General features: G+C 75.6%; 16 protein-coding genes and 1 pseudogene. 3 read left to right on the forward strand and 14 right to left on the reverse strand.

Going from position 1 to position 19,757, the window contains the following annotated elements:
- Positions 1-27 precede the first annotated feature (27 nt).
- Positions 28-1,035, forward strand: coding sequence for an FkbM family methyltransferase (locus tag ABZY13_RS10765; protein WP_356628994.1), 1,008 nt, complete (start codon positions 28-30; stop codon positions 1,033-1,035).
- A 27-nt stretch (positions 1,036-1,062) separates the two neighbouring features.
- Here the strand turns inward: ABZY13_RS10765 and ABZY13_RS10770 are convergent, their stop codons facing one another.
- From ABZY13_RS10770 to ABZY13_RS10800, 7 genes and pseudogenes are all read right to left on the reverse strand, one after another.
- Positions 1,063-3,039 (reverse strand): caspase family protein, encoded by a 1,977-nt coding sequence (locus ABZY13_RS10770; protein ID WP_356628996.1) that lies wholly within the window; start codon positions 3,037-3,039, stop codon positions 1,063-1,065.
- Positions 3,040-3,041: 2 nt separating this feature from the next.
- A complete protein-coding gene (locus tag ABZY13_RS10775) occupies positions 3,042-3,416 on the reverse strand; it encodes a hypothetical protein (protein ID WP_356628998.1) in 375 nt (124 codons plus the stop codon).
- A 262-nt stretch (positions 3,417-3,678) separates the two neighbouring features.
- Positions 3,679-3,968, reverse strand: a pseudogene (locus ABZY13_RS10780) (DUF4235 domain-containing protein).
- A gap of 5 nt (positions 3,969-3,973) precedes the next feature.
- Entirely contained in the window at positions 3,974-4,537 is a 564-nt protein-coding gene (locus tag ABZY13_RS10785; protein WP_356629000.1) for a DUF3618 domain-containing protein, read from the reverse strand.
- Positions 4,534-4,956, reverse strand: a complete 423-nt coding sequence (locus tag ABZY13_RS10790; protein ID WP_356629002.1) for a phage holin family protein — start codon at positions 4,954-4,956, stop codon at positions 4,534-4,536. Before ABZY13_RS10790 ends, ABZY13_RS10785 begins: the two co-directional genes overlap by 4 nt.
- Positions 4,957-5,051: 95 nt before the next feature.
- Positions 5,052-5,597 (reverse strand): phosphatase PAP2 family protein, encoded by a 546-nt coding sequence (locus ABZY13_RS10795; protein ID WP_356629004.1) that lies wholly within the window; start codon positions 5,595-5,597, stop codon positions 5,052-5,054.
- A gap of 63 nt (positions 5,598-5,660) precedes the next feature.
- Positions 5,661-6,623 (reverse strand): helix-turn-helix domain-containing protein, encoded by a 963-nt coding sequence (locus ABZY13_RS10800; protein WP_356629006.1) that lies wholly within the window; start codon positions 6,621-6,623, stop codon positions 5,661-5,663.
- Between the two features lie 296 nt (positions 6,624-6,919).
- Here ABZY13_RS10800 and ABZY13_RS10805 point away from each other — a divergent pair, with 296 nt between their 5' ends.
- The gene (locus ABZY13_RS10805; RefSeq protein WP_356629008.1) at positions 6,920-9,652 is read left to right on the forward strand and encodes an AAA family ATPase; all 2,733 of its coding nucleotides are present in this window, start codon (positions 6,920-6,922) and stop codon (positions 9,650-9,652) included.
- A gap of 139 nt (positions 9,653-9,791) precedes the next feature.
- On the opposite strand, the gene ABZY13_RS10810 is transcribed toward ABZY13_RS10805, so the two are convergent.
- The 3 genes from ABZY13_RS10810 to ABZY13_RS10820 form a co-directional block, all read right to left on the reverse strand.
- Positions 9,792-10,634, reverse strand: coding sequence for an alpha/beta hydrolase (locus tag ABZY13_RS10810; RefSeq protein ID WP_356629010.1), 843 nt, complete (start codon positions 10,632-10,634; stop codon positions 9,792-9,794).
- Positions 10,635-10,709: 75 nt separating this feature from the next.
- Positions 10,710-11,555: an alpha/beta hydrolase gene (locus tag ABZY13_RS10815; RefSeq protein WP_356629012.1), complete on the reverse strand. Its 846-nt coding sequence runs from the start codon at positions 11,553-11,555 to the stop codon at positions 10,710-10,712.
- A 237-nt stretch (positions 11,556-11,792) separates the two neighbouring features.
- Positions 11,793-12,779 (reverse strand): alpha/beta hydrolase, encoded by a 987-nt coding sequence (locus ABZY13_RS10820; RefSeq protein ID WP_356629014.1) that lies wholly within the window; start codon positions 12,777-12,779, stop codon positions 11,793-11,795.
- Between the two features lie 244 nt (positions 12,780-13,023).
- Here ABZY13_RS10820 and ABZY13_RS10825 point away from each other — a divergent pair, with 244 nt between their 5' ends.
- Entirely contained in the window at positions 13,024-13,983 is a 960-nt protein-coding gene (locus ABZY13_RS10825) for a helix-turn-helix domain-containing protein (protein ID WP_356629186.1), read from the forward strand.
- A 6-nt stretch (positions 13,984-13,989) separates the two neighbouring features.
- Here ABZY13_RS10825 and ABZY13_RS10830 read toward each other — a convergent pair whose 3' ends face one another.
- The 4 genes from ABZY13_RS10830 to ABZY13_RS10845 all read right to left on the reverse strand — a co-directional run bounded on the left by ABZY13_RS10830 (position 13,990) and on the right by ABZY13_RS10845 (position 19,743).
- Positions 13,990-14,877 carry a helix-turn-helix domain-containing protein gene (locus ABZY13_RS10830; RefSeq protein WP_356629016.1) on the reverse strand — a complete coding sequence of 296 codons (888 nt, stop codon included), beginning with the start codon at positions 14,875-14,877 and terminating at the stop codon, positions 13,990-13,992.
- A gap of 85 nt (positions 14,878-14,962) precedes the next feature.
- On the reverse strand, positions 14,963-17,725 hold the full coding sequence (locus tag ABZY13_RS10835; protein ID WP_356629018.1) for an AAA family ATPase: 2,763 nt from the start codon (positions 17,723-17,725) through the stop codon (positions 14,963-14,965).
- 293 nt (positions 17,726-18,018) lie between these two features.
- A complete protein-coding gene (locus ABZY13_RS10840; protein ID WP_356629020.1) occupies positions 18,019-18,687 on the reverse strand; it encodes a hydrolase in 669 nt (222 codons plus the stop codon).
- A gap of 54 nt (positions 18,688-18,741) precedes the next feature.
- Complete coding sequence (locus ABZY13_RS10845; RefSeq protein WP_356629022.1) at positions 18,742-19,743, reverse strand: alpha/beta hydrolase; 1,002 nt, start codon at positions 19,741-19,743, stop codon at positions 18,742-18,744.
- Between the last annotated feature and the right edge of the window lie 14 nt (positions 19,744-19,757).

Below are 19,757 nucleotides of genomic sequence, written 5' to 3' on the forward strand. Positions count from 1 at the left end.
TGCCGACATCTCTGCCAGGGTGGGCGAATGCAGACCCTTTACCGATCAGTGCTCAGGCTGCTGCCCAAGCTGGGCGTGCAGGTGACGGACCTCGGGCCGGGGACCGCGGTGGTCTCCCGGCGCGGACGGCGGCTCCGGATCCCGGTGGGCCCCGGAGCGGATCTGCTGGCCAGGGACGACGGCGGCTACTCCGTCGCCGAGGCCGGGAAGAACACCTGGCTGGTGCTGCGCGACCGGACGCGCGCGGCACGCGCCGAAGCGCCGCGGTGGACCGGCGTCCCGCTCGGCGACACCGGGGCGCGGCTGCTCCTCGACGGGCGGGCGGCGGCCGACGAGCGCAAGTTCCAGATGGCGGCGGCCGAGTACCTGTGCCATCAGCACGTCGCCGCGATGCTCGACCTGTACGGCGTCAACTGCGTCCTCGACGTCGGCGCCAACGCCGGCCAGTACGCCCGGCGGCTGCGCCGGCTCGGCTACACCGGCCGCATCGTGTCCTTCGAGCCCACCGCCGAGGCCTTCGCCCGGCTCAGCCGCGCCGCCGAGGGCGACCCCGACTGGCGGGTGCACCACTGCGGGCTGGGCCGCGAGGACACGGTCGCCGAGATCCACACCGGCTGGAACACCATGAACTCCCTGCTGCCGCCCAGCGACTACGGCCGTGACCGCTACCGCCGGTTCGCCACGTCGAAGACGGAGGAGATCCGCATCCGGCGCCTGGAGGACGTGATGGACGAGGCGCTGGCCGGCATCGAACGTCCCCGCCCGTATCTGAAGATGGACACCCAGGGCTACGACCTGGAGGTCTTCGCCGGCGCCGGCGCCCGCGCCGCGGAGTTCGTGGGCCTCCAGTCGGAGGTCGCCGTGCTGCGGCTGTACGAGGGCAGCCCGCCGATGAGCGAGTCGGTGGCCGCGTACGAGGCCGGCGGTTTCGAGATCACCGGCATGTACCCCGTGACCCGCGAGGCGCGGACCGGCCGGGTGGTGGAGTTCGACGTGGTGATGATGCGCGCGAAGGAGGCGCCGGCGAGCACCTGAGCGCCGGGCCGGGCCCGGCCCGGCGGGTCACCCCGGTTCGAGGACCTGAGCTGCCACCAGGTAGCCGATGCCGGTCAGCACGGCGAGGACCAGCGCCGGGACGGCCAGCGTCTTCGCCGTGCGGCACAGCAGCCTGGTGGCCGTCGCCGGGCCCCGGGCGTAGCGGTCGGCGTGCGCGCCGAGGTCGTGGCGGGCGTACGCGCCCACGGACAGCGCCGCCACCGCCGTGCACAGGGAGACCCACAGGTACCGGACCAGGGCGGTGTCCCTGATGTGGCCGAGGTGGTCGCTCGCTTCGGCGCCCCAGTGCGTACGGAGCGACTCTCCGCCGTCCACGACCGCCCGCAGGACCGTGTACAGCGCGACGGCGGCGAGAGCGGCGGCGAGGCCCGCGAGGACGGCGGCCGGGCGGCTCGTGCGCCGGGTCGCGGACGGGGGCGGCGTGACCGGCTGCTTCGGGGGCGGGACGGGCCTGCGGGGCGGCGGTGGGGGTGGCGTGTACGGGCGGGTGGGCTGGGACGACTCGGGCTCCGGGCGCGGGGGCGCCTCGTGGACGGGGGCCCGGTCGGGGCGAGGCGGCGGAGGGGCGCCGGCGCCCGGTCGGCCGATGACGACCGTGGGGGCAGCGGTGCCGGCGTCCGCATGCGGGTCCGCTCCGGGTGCCGGGCCCGTCTGCGTCTGCTCGCCGGGCGTCGGGCCCGGCCCGGTCTCCGCCTTCTCCTCCGTCGGCCGTTCGCGTTCCCGCGCCGGTACGACCTCGGCCTCGACGTGCAGGACCGCCTCGCCGACCACCCCCTTGAGCACGATGTCCCCGCTCAGCGGTCCCGGGCTCGCCGTGTCGACGCGGACGTCCAGGCCGTCGGAGGTCTCCGTGGCGTTCAGCCACTGCGCCTTGGGATGCGGGGCGCAACTGCGGGCCAGCGGCGGACCGAGCAGGCGCACGGTGCGGTGCGGCGGCGGGGAGCCCTGCGGCACCGGGCCGAAGTCCACCCGGGTCGGGTACGGGTTCACGGCGACCTCGCTCAGCGACCGGCTCGCCTCGTCCGCGACCAGGCGGATGTCCTTGCGGGCCATCTCCTCCAGGGCCTCGCGGGCGCCCAGCGCGACGGCGAGGTCGGGGTTCTCCATGCGGGCGCGCAGTTCGGCTATCGCGCCGAGGCGGGTGTAGAAGTCCCGGCTGCGCATGGCGGCGCGGACGTCGTCCGGGAGCGCGGCGGGGACGATGCGCCGGCGGCGGCTGTGGGCCAGGTACATGTCCCCCTGCATGTCGACGGTGCGGCTCGGGGTCTGGTTCGGGTTCTGCTGGCGGACGCGGTCGAAGACGTACTCGTACAGCTCGTCCAGCGAGACCCGGCCGTCCTCGTCCAGGTCCGCCTCCCCGGTCTCCAGGCCCTGTACCACGGCGTGGGTGAACAGCGACGGCTGGGAGGAGTGGGCGTCCTCGGCGAGGTCCGCGCCCTCGAAGGCGTACTCCATGGACGTGGAGGCGGTGATGACGGCCCAGCCGCGTCCGCCGCCGAGTTTCTCCCCGGCGAAGTTGTCCAGCACGTTCACGTCCCCGGCGGCGCGCACGGAGACCGGGCCCTGGGCGAACGCGCCGCCGTAGCAGCAGTCCAGGAACAGGGCGACGCGACGGGCGCGGGTGGAGGCCATGCGGCGGCGGACGAAATCGGCGGCGACGGCGGTCGAGTCCAGCCGCCTCGGCAGCGTGTCGCGCGCGGCGAAATACAGTTCGCCGGATTCGCTCTTCAGACCGTGGCAGGAGAAATGCACCAGCAGGGTGTCGCCCGTTTTCCGGTCGGCGAAGAAGTCGTCGATGTGCCGCGCGATGACGTGGGCGGGCTCGTTCTTCACGATGTCCACGTCGAAGCCGCCGACGCCGGGGTCGCCCAGCACCCGGGCCAGGGCGACGGCGTCGTGCGCCGGCGCCCTGAGCCTGGTGAGCCCCTCGTCCGCGTACCGGTCGTTGGCGATGATCAGCGCGTGCCGGGACTGCTCGCCCATGGCTACGCCTCCACCCCGGCATGGCGCCTGACGAACACGTCGAACGCCCGGGTCACCTGTTCCGGCGACGCCTCGCCGATCTCCAGCACGTCGCCGTCCAACGTCAGTCGCAGGGAGGGCCGCGTGTCGCGGCCGCGGCCCCACCAGTCCCGGATCACGCTCATGACCTGGTGCAGGGCGCTGGTCGAACTGCCGAGGCCCACCAGCAGCGAGCCGATCGCCGCCAGCTCCACGGCCCGCGCGCCGGGCGGAGGCGGCCCGGCGGGGACGGGCTTCACGTCCTCCACGTCGAGTTCGAGGAGTTCCGCCCGCAGACGGCGGGTCAGGTCGTCGACGCGTTCGGCGTCGGCCCCCTCCTCGGAAAGGAGAATCTGCAATTGATGCTCCACCGCAGCCCCTTGGTTGATGCGTTTCGGGGGCGGATTTTCACTTCGTCCACTCCGACTACATTTTCCGCCCGCCGTGGTGCGGTGGCAAACCGTCCGTCGTACGGAGAACAGAGAGCGCTCGGAGAACGCAGAGGACACGGAGAAGACGGAGGAAGGCGGCTCGCCCGCGGGCCGGGAGAGGACATGCGGCGGGCCCCGACGGCGGGATCGTCGCCCGCCGTCGGGGCCCGTGGTGCGGTGCGGCGCCGGCTCAGCCGGGCCGGGCGCCGGTCGGCCCGCGGGCCGCGGCGGCGCCCGCGCGGCCGACGGCGGCCTCGACCCCGGCGAAGATCGCGCCCTGCACCGTCGCCGCGATCAGGGCCTTCCGCCGGCCGCGGTCCTCGCCGAGGGCGTCGGAGCGTCTTCGTCGTGACCGAGCACCTTCCACGCCTGCTCGAACAGCGCCCCGGCGACCACGACGGGCGCGCCGAGGGCCGGCCCGACGCTCGGCGCGCCGAGGGCCGGCCCGACCGGCTTGTACGCGACTCTCCAGGCCTTCACGGGGCTCACCTACTGTTGCGGCGGCGCAGCCACAGCCAGGCGAGCACGCCCGCGCCGCCGACCGCGATCAGCGCGGTGCGGTTGTCCCGGGCGGTGCGGGCGCCGCGCTCGGCGCTGCGGCGGACGGGCTCGGGGGCCTTCTCGTGCCACACCTGCCCGGCCCGGCCCGCCTTGGTCCGCACCTGCTCGGCGGCGACCGTCGCCTTCTCCTTGACCGGCTCGGGCAGCTTCTCCTGGACCCGGTGCGCGGCCTCGGCGGCCTTGGTCCTGACCTGCACCGTGAGGCCGGAGGTCTTGGCGCCGGCCTGCTCCTTCAGGGTGCTGGTCCTGGCGCCGGCCTGCTCCTTCAGGGCGATGGTCTTCGCGCCGGCCCGCTCCTTCAGGGCGGTGGTCTTCGCGCCCGCCCGCTCCTTCAGGGCGATCGTCTTCTCCCGCGCCCGGGTCTTGACGTCGGCCTTGGCGGCCAGCTCCTCCACCGTGCGGCCCAGCTCGTGGCGGGTCTGCTCGACCTGCCGGCGCAGTTCCTCGGGGTTGGAGGCGACGGGTTCTTCGTGGGGAGGCTGGGTCATCGTCGTGCACTCTCCTTGATCTCGGCCACATCGGACTTCACGCTGTCGACGGTCCGCCGGGGTGCGGGCGGGCCGGCCCGGTCGACCTCCTTCTTGCCGCGCAGGGCGAGAACGGCGGCGACGAGCCCCAGGACGGCGGTGACGATCAGCGCCGCGGCCCACACGGGAAGCGGCACCGCCAGGGCGGCGATCACGGTGGCGACCAGCGCCTGAAGCGCCAGGAAGCCGACGAGGCCCGCCCCGCCGAACAGTCCGCCGCCCTTGCCGTAGCGCCTGCCCTTCTCGCTCATCTCCGCCTGCGCCAGCCGCATCTCGCCCCGCACCAGTTCGGCGAGCTGCTGCGAGGCCCGCTGCACGAGTTCGCCGACCGGCTCCTGGGCGCCGGCCGGACCGCGGCGGGGATCCGGCGTCGTCGTCATTGCGGATGGCCTCCTCGTCTGTGTCGACTGCCCTCCGGGTGCCCAGACACGGGCACCCCATCCTGCGGCCTTCGGGCTGCGGGGCAGGGGCCCGGTCACAGCAGCCCGCGGGCGATGCGGGGCGCCCTGTGCACCAGCACGGCCGCGCCGGCGCCGATCGCCGCGCCGGCGGCCACGTCGGAGGGATAGTGCGCGCCGGAGTGGACGCGCTCCCAGGCCACCAGGGCGGCGGGCGCCGCGCACACCGCGCCCGCCCACGGCCACACCGCGGTCACGGCGCCCGTGAAGGCCACGGCCGCGGCGGTGTGGCCGGAGGGGAAGGACGACGAGTCGGGCCGCTCCCGGGCCTCCTCGGCCGGCACCCACTCCCCCGACGGCCGCCCGCGCGGGCACAGCGGCTTGACGAGGGCGTTGGACACGGTCTCCGCCGCCGCCATGGCCAGCACTCCCGCCACCGCGGCCCGCCGGCCCCGCCATCCGCCGGCGGAGGCCAGGACCGCGGCGGCGGCCCACCACAGCCGGGTGTGCTCGGCGGCCTCCCGGACCACCGGCGCGAGACGGCGGGCGCCGCGCGGGCGCCGCGTGGCCACCTGCCGCGCCAGCCGGTGGTCGCCGTCGTGAAGAGCCGTCCACACATCCATGTCCGGCGACTTCCCGAAGGGATCAGTTCATAACACCGGTCACCGGGTGCGGCTCATGACACGTCAAAGACCGTGCCGGAGTCCCCGCCAGGCCTGCGGCGGCAGTCCGTACGCGGCCTTGAAGGCGCGGCTGAAGTGCGAGGCCGACTTGAAGCCCCAGCGGTGGGCCAGCGCGGCGATGGTCTCGGCGCTCGGCGGAACGCGGGACAGTTCCCGGCGGCACGCGTCGAGGCGGTGGGTGCGCACCCACTCGCCGAAGCCGACGCCCTGGCGGGCCAGGATGGCGTACAGGTAGCGGACGGAGATGTGGTGGGCGCGGGCCACCGACGCCGGGCTCAGGTCCGGGTCGGCCAGGTGCGCCCGCATGTGGTCGAGGATGCGGGCGCCGAGCGTCTCCTGGAGGGGGCCCGCCGCGAGGTCGGGCCGGTCCCCCTCGGCGGCTATCATCGCGCGGATCAGCTCCATGCTCGGCGCGGCCAGCAGCCGGCCGGCGGCCCCGTCGTGCAGTGCGGGACTGGCCGCCAGCCGGGCGAGGTAGCCGGCGGTGAGCCCGGAGACGGTGCCGTGAGCGCCGAGGGTGCGGGCGACCGTCCGGCGGACCGCGGCGTCGGGCAGCGCGATGTCCCGCAGCGGAACGCGGAAGAAGTGCAGGTCCACGCCGTGGTCGAAGAGCAGCGTGTAGGGCTGCCGGGTGTCGTAGACGGCGATGTCTCCGGGACGCAGCCGGGCGTGCCGGCCCTCCTGGACGACCGTGCTCTCGCCGGAGACCTGGAGGCTGATGAAGAGCACCGGTTCGTCGTCGGCCCGGGCCAGCCGGGGGGTGCGGTGCACCGTGGCGGGGTTGGCCCGGACGGAGGTGACCTGGAGGGACCCCATCTCCGTGATGGCGACGTCGGCGAAGACGTGCTCGGGCCGGCGCGGCAGTTCGATCTCGACCGGGACGACGTGGTCCCGGATCGTCCGGCGCAGCGCGTCGGCCCGGTGCGCCAGCGGAACCCCCGATGTGGCCCAGGTGGTGGTGGCCATAGTCCGTCCTCCCGGCGGTCGTACAGCGGCAGGCTAGGCCGTCCGCGGCGCCGGGGGGCGCCCGCGGCCAGGGAAAAGGGCGGACGGAGCAGCCACGGCACACAGGTGTGCACGCCCAGGACAGCGTGTCCCGGCGGGCGGTTCCGCCGGGACACCGGGCCGTTCCCGGGCGTCCCGATCGGACGGTACGGTTCCGGCTGCGGGCCGGGACGACGGCGTTATCCTGCGCCTCGGGGGCGGCGCGCCGGGTCCGCGCGCATCCGTGCGGCCGGCGTCGCGGCAGGAGGGGGAACGCATTGCCGACAGGGGACGGCACCGACCTCATGGGGCGCCGGGAGGAGACGGCGCTGCTGCACCGCGCCCTGGACGGCGCGCTGACGCGCGAGGGGGGCGGTTCGGCGATGCTGCTGCGCGGCGAGGCGGGCATCGGCAAGACGGCCCTGCTGGACTGGACGGCCGCCCGGGCCCGCGGGCGGGGGTTCACCGTGCTGCGCGCGGTGGGTTCGGAGGCGGAGTCCGAGCTGGCGTTCGGCGCGCTGCACCAGGTGCTGTGGCCGCTGGTGGAACGCTCCGGGGCGCTGCCCGCGCGGCAGCGCGAGGCTCTCGGGGCCGCGCTGGGCCTGCACGAGACGCTGTCACCGGCCGGCGGCTTCCTGGTGGGCGCCGCCGCGCTGACGCTGCTGGCCGAGGCGACCCGTGAGCGGCCGCTGCTGGTCCTGCTGGACGACCTGCAGTGGGTGGACTCCTCCAGCGTGGCCGTGTTCGCGTTCCTGCACCGGCGGATGGCCGATCTGCCGCTCGTGATCGTGAGCGCCAGCCGACCCGACGGCACGGCCGCCGAGGGCTGGCCCACCCGGCCGGTCGACATCGGGGCGCTGGCGCCCGCGGACGCCGCCCGGCTGGTGCGCCGGCGCCATCCCGAGCTGGGCGGCCCGGCACTGGAGCGGGTGGTGCGGGAGGCCGCGGGCAATCCGCTCGCGCTGGTCGAACTCCCCCTGCAGCTCCATCCGGACCAGATCCGGGGCGTCGCGCCGCTGCCTGAGCAGTTTCCGCTGGGGCGGCGGCTGGAGCGGCTGTTCGCCGACCGGCTCGCCTCCCTGCCCGCCGAGGCGACGCGGGTGCTGCTGCTGGTCGCGCTGGGCGGGGGCACGGCCGCCTGGGACGCCGGCAGGTGGCTGCGCGCGCAGGCCGGCGAGCGGGTGGAGAGCGTGCTGGACCTGATCGAGTCCAGCGGGCTGGCGCGTCTGGACCCGGTGGGCCGACTGGTGTTCCGGCACCCGCTGGTCAGCAGCGCCGTCGTCGCGGGCGCCTCGGGGCGGCAACGGCGCGAGGCCCACCGGGAACTCGCCGGCGCGCTGCCGGCCGACGACCCGCGCCGGCTGGTGCACGAGGCCGCGGCGACGCTGCTGCCGGACGAGGAACTCGCCGCCCGGCTCCAGGCGGCGGGCCGACGGCTGTCCCGGCGCGGCGGCGACGCGGAGGCGGCGCTGCTCCTCGACCGCGCGGCGGCCCTGAGCACCGACCCGCTGTCCCGGGCCAGACGGCTGACCTGGGCCGCCGTCATGGCGGCGCGCGGCGGCAGGCTGCCGTACACGGCGCGGATCGTGGAGGACCTCAAGCAGGGCCCGGTGCCCCCCGACGTGGCGCCGCTGTTCGCGTACGCGGTGGTGTACGTCGACCAGAGCCACCGGATGGACTTCGAGTCGTCCTTCACCCTGCTGCCCGAGGCCCTGGACGCGCTGGCCGAGCCCGGCGCGGACTCCTTCGGCGGCCTGGCCGAGCAGGCGTTCTTCAAGCTGCTGCTCGCCTCCGCGTACACGGGCGACCCGCGGGGCTGGGAGGTGCTGGAGCGGCACCGCGAACGGGTGTCGCCGCTGGCCCGGCTCTGTCTGCGGGCCTGGTCGGACCCGGCGCGCACGGGCCACGGCGTCAGCGGCGAACTGCGGGCGCTGGCCGCCGGGATGAGCGGCGAGCAGCAGGCCGGGGTGGCCTGGCTGCTGCTGTGGACGGCGTCGTCGGTGGACATGGCGGACGCGGCCATGTGGCGGCGCTTCACCGAGCAGCACGCCTACGCCACCCAGGGCACGATCGCGAAGGCCAAGGCGTACCAGGACTACCTGGAGGGCCGCTGGGACCAGGCCGGCGTCTGTCTGCGCGAGGCGGTCGCGGCGGACGAACTGGGGTACCACAACAACGCGCTGGCGTTCCGGCACCACTACGCCATGTATCTCGCGGGGCGGGGCGACGAGGAGGGCCTGGCGGAGATCGAGGGGATCGTCGGGCCCGTCGCGCGCCGGGGGCGGATGAAGCTGGTGCTGGACCGTCTGGTGTATCTGCGCGGGCTGGCGGCCCTGGCCCACGGCCGGTACGAGGAGGCGTACACGCGGCTGACGGAGCTGATGCCGCCGGGCGAGCTGCCGGCCGGGCTGGTCTGGTTCCATCTGGTGTTCTTCGACGTCGTGGACGCCGCCACGCGCACCGGCCGCCACACGCAGGCGCGCGCCCAGGTGGCCGCGGGCCGGGCGGCACGGATGGCGGAGATCTCCCCTCACCACGCGTTCGTGCTGGCGGCGTCCGAGGCGCTGGCGGCGACGGACGAGGAGGCGCCCGCCCGGTACCGGGCCGCCTTCGAGGTGGAGGGCGCCGAGCGGTGGGTGTTCGAGTCGGCCCGGCTGCGGCTGGCGCACGGGGCGTGGTTGCGCCGGCATCAGCGGGCCGCCGCGCGGGACGTGCTGGTGGAGGCGCACCGGGCGTTCCGGGCGTTGGGCGCCGGGCCGTGGGCCGGGCAGGCGGAGCAGGAGCTGCGGGCAGCCGGGCACGCGGTCGCGCCGGCGGCCGGTGGGCGGGAGCTGCTGACGGCGCAGGAGCTGCGGATCGCCCATCTCGCGGCGGACGGGCTGACCAACAAGGACATCGGGCAGGTGCTGCGGCTGTCGCCGCGCACGGTCGCCGATCACCTGTACAAGGTGTTCCCGAAGCTGGGGATCACCTCCCGTGCGGCGCTCGCGCGGGCGCTGCGGGAGGACTGAGCGGACGGGCGCGGCCCAGGAGGGGGCGGGGCGCGCGGGACGGGGCGGGGCCCGCAGGGATCGGGTCGCCGGCACGGCGAAACGGGGGCGCCGGGCGGATGAGTCGCCCGGCGCCCCCGTTCGCGTTGTCGCTCGCCCGTCAGCCGGTGAACCGCTTGACGAAGGCCAGCGCCGTCCCGGCGACCTCGCGCCAGCCGCTGTCGATGGTCAGCGCGTGGCCGCGGCCCGGCATCTCGGTGATCTCGGTGACGGCGTGCTCGTTGCGGACCTGCTTCTTGTACGACGCGTTGGCCAGCGCCCACGGCACGGTGTGGTCCTTCTCGCCGGAGATGATCAGCAGAGGGCCGCGCTGCGGCGTGAGGGTGTCGACCTTGACCTCCGTCCACGGGTTGATGTTGGCGGTGGCCGCCTGGAACAGCGGTTCGCCCGGCGCCGGCACCGCGAACCGCTCGTACAGCTCCCTGGCCTCCTCCTCATCGACCGCGTTGGCGAAGGAGTAGCGGAACTGGTCGTACGTCAGCGGCACCGCGCGGTGGTAGTTGGCGGGGTTGCCGAGCACGACGCTCGCCGCGCGCAGCGAGGACAGCGGCAGCGGGAGCACCCCGCGGAAGGGCGCCGGGTCGATGGCGACGGAGGCCGCCGACAGGCCCCGGCCGGCCAGCATCTGGGTGATGAGGCCGCCGAAGGAGTGCCCGACGACGACGGGCTTGCGCTCGAGGCGGCCGACGAGGTCGGCGAAGTGGTCGGCGACCTGGCCGACGCTCTTGCCGGCGAACACCTCGGGGTGGGCGTTGGCCTCGGCGACGGTGTCGGGGTCGTCGGGCCAGCCGGGGGTCAGGGGCGCGTAGCCGGCCTTCTCGAAGACCCCAGCCCAGCGGTCCCAGCTGCTGGGCAGCAGCCACAGTCCGTGGACGAAGACGACGGGGGTGCGGCCGGTGGCGTTGGCGTGTGCGATCTGTTCGAGGTCATGTGCTGTGGACACGGGGTTCCTCACTCGGGGGGGGCGGGAAGGCCAGGGGCTCGGGGGACGGCCGTCCGGACGGGGGCCGCCGACGGCTCAGGCGGAAGGGGCGGCGGTGCGCGCGGCGGTCCTGATCAGGGCGGCCACGTCGCCGGGGCGGCTGTACAGGGGCAGGTGGGAGCTGGCGACCTCCACCGTGCGGGAGCCGGCCCGCTCGGCCTGGAACCGCTGCAGCCGCGGGGGGATGCCGCGGTCACGGGTGGCGACGAGGTTCCAGGACGGGACGGAGCGCCAGGCGGCCCTGGTGGTGCGGTCGGTGAACGCGCCGGCCGACAGGGGCCGTTGGGCCGCCGCGAGCACCGCGGCGGTGGTCCGGGACACATCCGCGGCGAAGACGTCGCGGAAACGGTCGGTGCGGAGGTACAGGTCGAGTCCCGGGGTGCCGTCGGCGGCCGGGGCGGGCACCGGCGACAGGGCCTCCTGCAGCTCCGAGCCGGGGTACTTGGCGGCGAGTTCGCCGAGCACCTCGCCCGCGTCCGGCACGAAGGCGGCGACGTAGACGAGGGCCTTCACGTTCTCCAGGCCGTCGGCGGCCTCGGTGACGACGGCGCCGCCGTAGGAGTGCCCGGCGACGACGACGGGACCGGTGAGGGAGGCGAGGACGCTTCGGACGTAGGCCGCGTCGACGGCGAGGCCGCGCAGCGGGTTGGCGACGGCCTGGACCGTGTACCCCCCTCGCTGGAGGCGCTCGACGACGGGGGCCCAGCTCGATCCGTCGGCGAAGGCACCGTGCACCAGGGCGATGGTGGGCTCGGGGGTGCGTACGGCGTCGTGGCCGGACGCGGCTGCGGGGGCCGGGGCGGCGGCGAGGCTCGCGCCGGCGGCGACGGCCGCGCCGGCCGCCATGATCCTGCGGCGGCTCATCGACTGGGGCTCGGTCATGGTCCGGGACTCCTTGGACGATCGGGGTGTCCTTCGCACGCTAGGGCGGCGCGGGTCACGCGGTATGACCCCGCGTGCACGGGTTTGTGCCGCCGGCGCACGGCCCGCCGGCGCACGGACCACCGGCGCACGGACCACCGGCGCACGGCCCGGTTCGCCGGGGCGGGAGGGGCGCGGCGGGAACGGGGCCGGAGGGCCGGCGCGCGCCGGGGCAGGGCCCGGTGGAGCACGGCGGGTTCAGGACCGCCAGGAGTGCAGTGCGGTGTGCAGGGTGTCCATGGTCTGGACGCGGGCGGCCGTCGCCGCGTCGCTGCCGCGCAGGGCGTCGAACAGGACGAATCCGTGCACCGTGCCGTGGTAGCGCAGCGACGTCACGGGCACCCCGGCGGCGCGCAGCCGGGCCGCGTAGGCCTCCCCCTCGTCGCGGACCACGTCGGCCTCGGCGGTGACGATCAGGGCGGCGGGCAGGCCGGCGAGTTCCGCGTCCGTGGCCCGCAGCGGGGAGGCCGTGCTGCGGAGCCGGTCGGCGGGGTCGGGGACGTACTGCCGCCAGAAGCCGCGCATGGCCTCGCCGCCGAGGAAGTGGCCCTCGCCGAAGGCGCGGTAGGAAGGGGTGTCCAGGCCGGCGTCGGTGACCGGGCAGAGCAGGACCTGGTGGAGGAACTCCACCTCGCCGCGTTCCTTGGCGAGGAGGGTGAGGGCGGCGGCGAGGTTGCCGCCCGAGGAGACGCCGGCGACCGCGAGCCGGGCGCCGTCGAGCCCGCACTGGCCGCCCTGGCGGGTGATCCAGCGTGCCACCTCGTGCAGTTGCCCGACGGCCTCCGGGTAGCGGGCCTCGGGCGCACGCGTGTACTCCGGTACGACGACGGCCGCGTCGGCGCCGAGGGCGAGGTCGGCGGGCAGCCGGCCGGGGGTGGCGGCATCCGTCAGGGTCCAGCCGATGCCGTGCGCGAACAGGACGACGGGCAGCGGCCCTTCTGCGCCGGCCGGCCGCAGGATGCGGACGGGGATCCGGCACCGGCCGGGACCGCCGGGCAGGGACAGCCATTCCTCGGTGACGTGCTCGTCCGGCGGCCGGCCGTCCAGCAGCCGCGCGACGGCGGCCCGCGCGGGCCCCGGGTCCGTGCCGGGCGGCACCCGCGGGCAGTCGTGGTCGCGCACGAACTCCCGTGCCCCGCGCTCCAGGACGAGCGGAGGCCACTGCGAGCGGTCGGTACGGGACACACGAACTCCTGGGGGCCGGCGGCGTCCTGCAAAGGGCCGACGTTAGGGACGCCACCGGCGTCGCGGGTGCCTGAGCGCGCACCACGTCATGACCGTACGCGCACCGCATGCGCCGGACGCCGCACCCCGGCGGCGCACCCGTCAAATGACCTAACCGCGGCGGCCGCGGCGCGCCGAGCCTGGGCATATGGGGCAAGGCGTGCGCCTTGCCGGAGCGCCCAGCGAGGAGCGGACTGTGCAGCCCATGGTGGACACGGCGGTCATGGCGGAGACGGAGCGGGCGGCGGCCTGGGAACGGGCGGTGCGGCAGTGGCTGGGGCCGGTGCGGGTGGCGCGGCCCGCGCAGGAGCGGCCGTTCGAGGGGGCGCTGGCGTCGCGGGACCTCGGCTATGTCCGGGTGCTGTCGCTGCGGGCCGACCCGATGCGGCTGAGCCGCACGACGCGGCTGGTCGCCGAGGCCCCGGACGACCGGCTGGCGCTCGCCGTGCAGGTGTCGGGGCGGGGGGCGCTGCACCAGGACGGGCGCGGCACCGCCGTACAGCCGGGCGAGCTGGCCCTGCTGGATCTGCGGCGGCCGTTCTCGCTGGAGCAGCGCCGGCCGTTCCTGCTGCATCTGGTGCGGGTGCCGGGTGCCGCGCTCGGGGTCTCCGGGGCGCGGGCGCGGCAGCTGACGGGCCGGGCCGTGCCGGCGTCCGAGGGGGTGGCGGCGCTGCTGGGGCCCCTGGTGTCGACGCTGGTGGCGCAGGCGGAGGGGACCGACGACGCCGTCGGGGACCGGCTGGCCGGCAACCTGGCGGACCTGCTCGCCACGCTGATCGACGAGCAGACCCTGGAGCACGATCACCGGGCCCGCTCGGGCCGGGAGCATCTGCTGGCGTCGATCCGCCGCTACATCGACGACAACCTGCGCGACCCCGACCTCTCCCCCGCCGCCATCGCCGACGCCCACCGCATTTCGGTGCGCTATCTGCATCTGCTCTTCGAGGGCGAGGAGTCGACCGTGCGCAAGCTGATCCAGCGGCGGCGGGTGGAGGAGTGCGCGCGCGAGCTGGCGCGGCGCGGCCGGGTCACGCCGACCGTCTCGGCGGTGGCGCGCGGCTGGGGGTTCGCCAACGTGGCCCACTTCAGCCGGTCGTTCAAGGCGGTGTACGGCCACTCGCCGCGCGACTGGCGGGACGCGACGCGGGCCGCGGTGGCCAACTGAGCGGCGTCAGTCCGCGCCGGCCCCGGCCCGGAGGCGGTGCCATTCACTGGGCGAGACCCCGTACGCGGCGCGGAAACTGCGGCTGAAGTGGGCGGCGTTGGCGAAGCCCCAGCGGCGGGCGACCGTCGCGAGCGAGGCCTGCCCGGGCCCGGCCGGCCGGGCCAGCTCACGTCTGCACTCCTCCAGTCTGCGCCGCCGTATCCACCGGCTCAACGTGGTGCCCTCGGCGGCGAACACCTTGTGCAGGTAGCGCACGGACACGTGGTGGCGGGCGGCGATGTGCTCGGGGCTCAGGGCCCGGTCGGCGAGGTTCTCGTTGACGAAGTGCCGCACCCGCCGCGCCATGGCGGCCCGCTCGTCGTGTTCCGCCCGGTGCGCGGCGCTCGCCCGGGCGCGGGTGCGCCGTTCGGCGGCCAGGGTGCCCAGCAGGTCGACCACGCTGCCGGCGACGCCGTGCGCGATGTGCGGCGGATACGTCGGGGCGGCCTCCGCCGCGGCCGTGAGCAAGGGCGCCAGCAGCCGCGCCACACCGCCTCCGGTCCGCCCGTGCACGCCCCACAGGACGGCCAGCTCGTCGTCGGACAGTCCCGTCAACTCCCGCGGCACGGTGTAGAGGTGGAGGCGGAATCCGGCCGGCTCGCACAGCTCCCAGGGCCGCGAGGGGTCGGCCACGAACACGTCGCCCGGCGCGCAGGGCGTGCGGGAGCCGAGCTGGGCCCATACGGCGGCGCCCTCGGCCTGGACGCCGACGCCGACGAGGGCGGGGCCGGTACCGGACCTGGTCCCGCGATCGTGCTCGGGGCCGGACAGGACGTACGGCGCCGGGCCCTGGTGGGTGGTGACGCGCAGGGCGCCGAGACGGTGCTCGCTCGTGCGGGTGGTCGTCAGTGTCATGAGGGCTTCCTCGGATCGCACCGGTGTCCGGGCCGGGAACGGCCCCGGCCGTTCACCCAGGGTGGCGAGAGCGCCGCGCCGGCCGTTAGGTCGGATGACGGTCCTCGCGCGTGGGCTGCGCGGCCAGCGCCCGGGCGACCGCCGCGCGGGTGGTGATCCCCAGCTTCGGGTAGATGCGGTAGAGATGGGCGGCGACCGTGCGCGGCGACAGGTGCAGCCGGGTGCCGACCTCCCGGTTGGTGAGCCCCTGGGCGACGAGTTCGGCGATCCGCAGTTCCTGCGGGCTGAGGGCCGACACGCCGGCGGACTCGTCGCAGACCGCCAGCTCCTGCCGGGCCCGCTCGGCCCACGGACCGGCGCTCAGGCCGGTGAAAACCCCTTCTGCCAGGGTGAGTTGGTCGCGGGCCTCGGCGCGTCTGCCGTGCCGGCGCAGCCAGGCGCCGTGGTAGAGGCGCACCCGGGCCAGTTCGAAGGGCCACCGCCGGGTGTCGCTCGACGCGTACAGGGCCGTGCAGTCGGCGTCGACGTCCTCGCTCGCCAGCGCCCGCCCGGCGTGCAGCACGAAGCGGTGGTGCGGGGAGATGCGGTCCATGCCGGCGGCCAGCCCGGCGGCGACGTGCCGGCGGGCCTCGGCGTGCCGGCCGGTGTGCACGGCCGCCTCGACGAGGTCGAGGAAGACCAGCTGGAAGTGGTTGACGCCGGCGGGGAAGGAGCCGGGCGGGGTGATGGCGCAGGCGTGCGCGTAGGCGCTCTCGTGGTCGCCGACGGCGAGGGCGCACATGGCCTCCATGGAGCGCACGCGGTGGACGACGAAGACGAGCCCGCGCGCGACGGCCCAGGGCCGCAGTTCGGCGACGAGTTCGTCCACCCGCTGCCGGTCGCCCCGGGCGGCGGCGACGTAGCCCTCGGTGTACCGGTGGACGCGCTCGTGCATGCCGAAGCCCCGGACCCGGGCCGCCGCTGCCGCCGCGCGGGCCGCGTCGACGCAGCGGTCCCAGTGCCCGTTGAGGTAGTCGGCGTAGCCGCACACGGCGGTGATGAGCGCCTGGGTCACGTACGAGTGCCGACGAGCGAACTCCTTGATGAGCGGAGCGTGTTCGTCGGCCGAGTCGAGCGCCACGGCGGACCACAGGAACAGCCAGGCGTCCTCGGCGCTCTCCCCGGTGACCGTGCGCGCCAGTTCCGCCAGGCGGGCGGCGCCGTCCTGGGCGTGACGGGCGGGGTCGTGCCAGACGTCGCGGCCGAGGCGCACGAGGTCCGACTGGGCGGCGAGCCGGGCGTCGACGGCTTCCCAGGCGCGGGGGTCGGTGGTGTACCCGGCGATCAGCAGCAGCAGGAACAGACATCCGCGGCGCATCGGCTCGGTCCCGGGCAGCCCGTCGAGCCGGTCGAGCACGCCGGGCACCAGGTCGAGGGTGGGCGCCGGGTCGCCGTCCGCCTGGAAGCGGACCGTGGAGCGGGTGAAGGCCAGCGTGTCGCGGGCGGCGGCGGGCACGCCGTGCGCCTGGGCCTGCTCCAGCAGCTGGTCGGCGAGCGCGATCCGCACGCCCCGTACGGCGGCCAGGGCGGCGGCCACCAGACGGTCGCCCCGGCCGGCCGCGGTGCCGCTCAGCCCGGCGGCGCGCGCGAGGAGTCCGGCCGCCTCGGCGTCGCCGCCGCGGGCCTGGGCCCGCTGGGCGGCCTCCTCCAGCGCGCGGGCGATCTCCTCGTCGGGCACGGCCGTGGCGGCGGCCCAGTGGGTGACCTGCCGCAGGTCGCCGCGGGGCAGCACGTCGGCCCAGGCGGCATGCGCGCGCCGGCGGTCGGCCCCGGGCGCGGCGGCCACCAGCGCCGACCTGACCAGCGGGTGGCGAAAGCGCACCTGGGCGGTGCGCGGGTCGAGATGGATGAGGCCGTGCTCCTCGGCGAGCGCCAGGTCCTGCTCGACGCCGTCGGCGCCCGCGGCGCGCGCGGCGGCGGCGATCAGGTGCGGGGACGGTCCCTCACGGCCCTCCAGGGCGCACAGCAGCAGCGTGAACTGCGCCGACGGCGACAGCACCGCCACTCGCCGGGCGAACATGTTCCGCAGCCGTGTGCCGAGGGGAAGGTGTTCGGGCAGCGGAAGTTCGCCGGTGCGCTCGCCCTCCTCCAGCCGGCCGGGCAGTTCGACGAGCGCCAGCGGATTGCCGGCCGCCTCCTGGAGGATCCGGGAGCGGGCCGCCCCGGACAGCCCCGGGTGCCGTTCGCGCAGCAGCCCGTCGGCGCCCTCGTCGGTGAGCGGCTCGACGTCCAGGAGCCGTACGCCGGTGAAGTCGGAGCCGGCGACGGCCTCCGCCCACACGGTCGCGAGCATCACGACGGGGACCGGGGCGAGCCGGCGCTGGAGGAAGTGCAGGACCTCGGCGCTGGACGCGTCGATCCAGTGCAGGTCGTCGATGAGCAGGGCGATCGGGCGGCGCCTGGCCGCGAGGGCGAGCAGTTCCAGGGTAGCCGCGGAGACCGTGTACGCCCCCGCCTCCTCGTCCGGGTCCATGCCGAGGGCGCGGTCCAGCGCGGCCCGCGCCGGGGCCGGCAATTCCCGGGCCTGCGGGGTGAGGGTCCACATCATCTGGTGCAGGGCGGCGAACGGCAGGTCCTTCTCGCCCTCGGCCCCGTTGACGCGCAGCAGCCGCAGTCCCCGGTCCGCCGCGAACTCACCGGCCTGCTCCAGCAGGACGGTCTTGCCGATGCCGGGTTCGCCGCACAGCCACAGGGCCCGGCCCTGTTCCGTCACGGTCTCGATCGCCTCGCGCAGCACCCGCCACTGCGGTCCCCGTCCCAGCGCCTGCGCGTCCAGCAGGGCCGAAGCCCGCTCCTTGGTGTCCGCCATCGGACCGCCCTCCCTTCCCGCCGCCCGCGGCCCGGTACGCGGCGGCACGCCCATCCTGCGGCGGACATCCGGGCGGCGGGGCCCGCGCGGGGGTGCCGTGCACACTCGGTCAAGGGCCCGTCCCCGCAGGTCAATCCGGGGTGCCCGAGCCCGCCGTGCCCCTCGGCTGCCCGGACCGCCGGGCCGAGCGGGCCGAACGGCCCTGCCGCTCGGTGGGGGCGCCCGGACATGGCGGAGCGACCGCCGGGGGCACACCCCGGCGGTCGCCGACGGACGCTCGCGGAACCGGGGAGTCAGCCCGCCGCGCCCGCGCCGATGAAGTGCTTGGCGTACACGACCCCGAGGCCGTACGCGCCGGCGTGCGCCTTGACGATGTCCATCACTCCCTCGTACGTCTCGCCGCGCGCCCAGTCCCGCTGGAGCTCCAGCAGCACCTGCACCCAGGTGACGGTGACGGCGCCGGCCCGGCTCATCCGCTCCAGGGCGTGCTCGTGGGCCGCAGGGGTGACACCGCCGGAGGCGTCGGCGACGACGTAGACCTCGTAGCCCTGGCCGAGCGCGGACAGCACCGGCAGGACCAGGCAGACCTCGGTCCACAGACCGGAGATCACGATCTTCTTGCGGCCGGTGGCGCGGACGGCCCCGACCAGGTTCTCGTCCTCCCACGCGTTCATCGTGGTGCGGTCGATCGGCTTGTGGTCGGGGAAGACCTCGGCGAGCTGCGGCAGCACCGGGCCGGAGAAGGACTCGGCGGCGACGGTGGTGATGACGGACGGCACGTCGAACAGCCGGGCGGCCCTGGCCAGTCCGACGGTGCTGTTGATGACGGCCGTGCGGTCGCCGCTGCCGGTGCCGAAGAACATCTGCGGCTGGTGGTCGACGAACAGGAACACGGAGTTCTGCGGGGTGAGCAGATCGGGGCTGGGCGCCGCGGTGACCTCGTCCGGACGGAATTCGGGCATGACTGACGACTCCTTGTCGCGAAGGGGTGGTTGGTGCAGGGGTGGGGGCCGTGCTCAGACGGCGTGGAGGGCCTTGCGCAGGGCGTCGACGGCCAGGGTGACGGCCGCCTCGGCGCCCTGGGTGGAGCGCAGCGCGTTCAGCATCACGAAGTCGTGGATCACGCCCTGCACCCGCACCGCCGTCACCGGGACGCCGGCCGCGCGCAGCTTGTCCGCGTAGGCCTCGCCCTCGTCGCGCAGGACGTCCGCCTCGGCCGTGATCACGAGCGCCGGGGGCAGCCCGGTGAGTTGCTCCCGCGTGGCGCGCAGCGGGGACGCGGTGATCCGCGCCCGCTCGTCCTCGTCGGTGGTGTACTGGTCCCAGAACCACTTCATCGCCTCGCGCCGCAGGAAGTAGCCCTCGGCGAAGCGGTGGTAGGACGGAGTGTCGAAGGCCGCGTCGGTGACCGGGTAGAACAGCACCTGGAGGGCGAGTTCGAGGTCGCCGCGCTCCTTGGCCATCAGGGTGAGCGCCGCCGACATGTTGCCGCCGACCGAGTCGCCCGCGACGGCGATACGCGCGGCGTCCAGGCCGTGCCCGGCGCCCTCCTGCACGACCCACCGCGCGACGGCGTAGTTCTGCTCGATCGCCACGGGGTAGCGCACCTCGGGCGAGCGGTCGTACTCGGGGAAGACGACCGCGGCACGCGCCCCGACCGCCAGTTCCCGCACGAGCCGGTCGTGGGTGTGCGCGTTGCCGAACACCCAGCCGGCGCCGTGGATGTAGACGAGGACCGGCAGCGGGCCCTCGTGTCCGGCCGGGCGGACGATCCGGGCCCGCACCGATCCCGTGGGCCCGCCCCGGACGGTCACCCACTCCTCGTCCACCTCCGGCTTGGCGATCGCCCCGGACTGAACGTCGTCCACCGCCTTGCGGCCTTCCTCGACCGGGATCTCGTAGAGATACGGCGGGTCGGCGGTGGCGGCGGCGAACTCCGCCGCGGCCCGCTCCAGGACGGGACCGGTGCCGACGGGTCCGCTGCCCGCCGGTCCAGTACTGCTGTGCTCGTCGGACATGGTGCTCGACCTCT

The sequence above is a fragment of the Streptomyces sp. NPDC006610 genome, assembly GCF_040611575.1.
Taxonomy (GTDB): domain Bacteria; phylum Actinomycetota; class Actinomycetes; order Streptomycetales; family Streptomycetaceae; genus Streptomyces.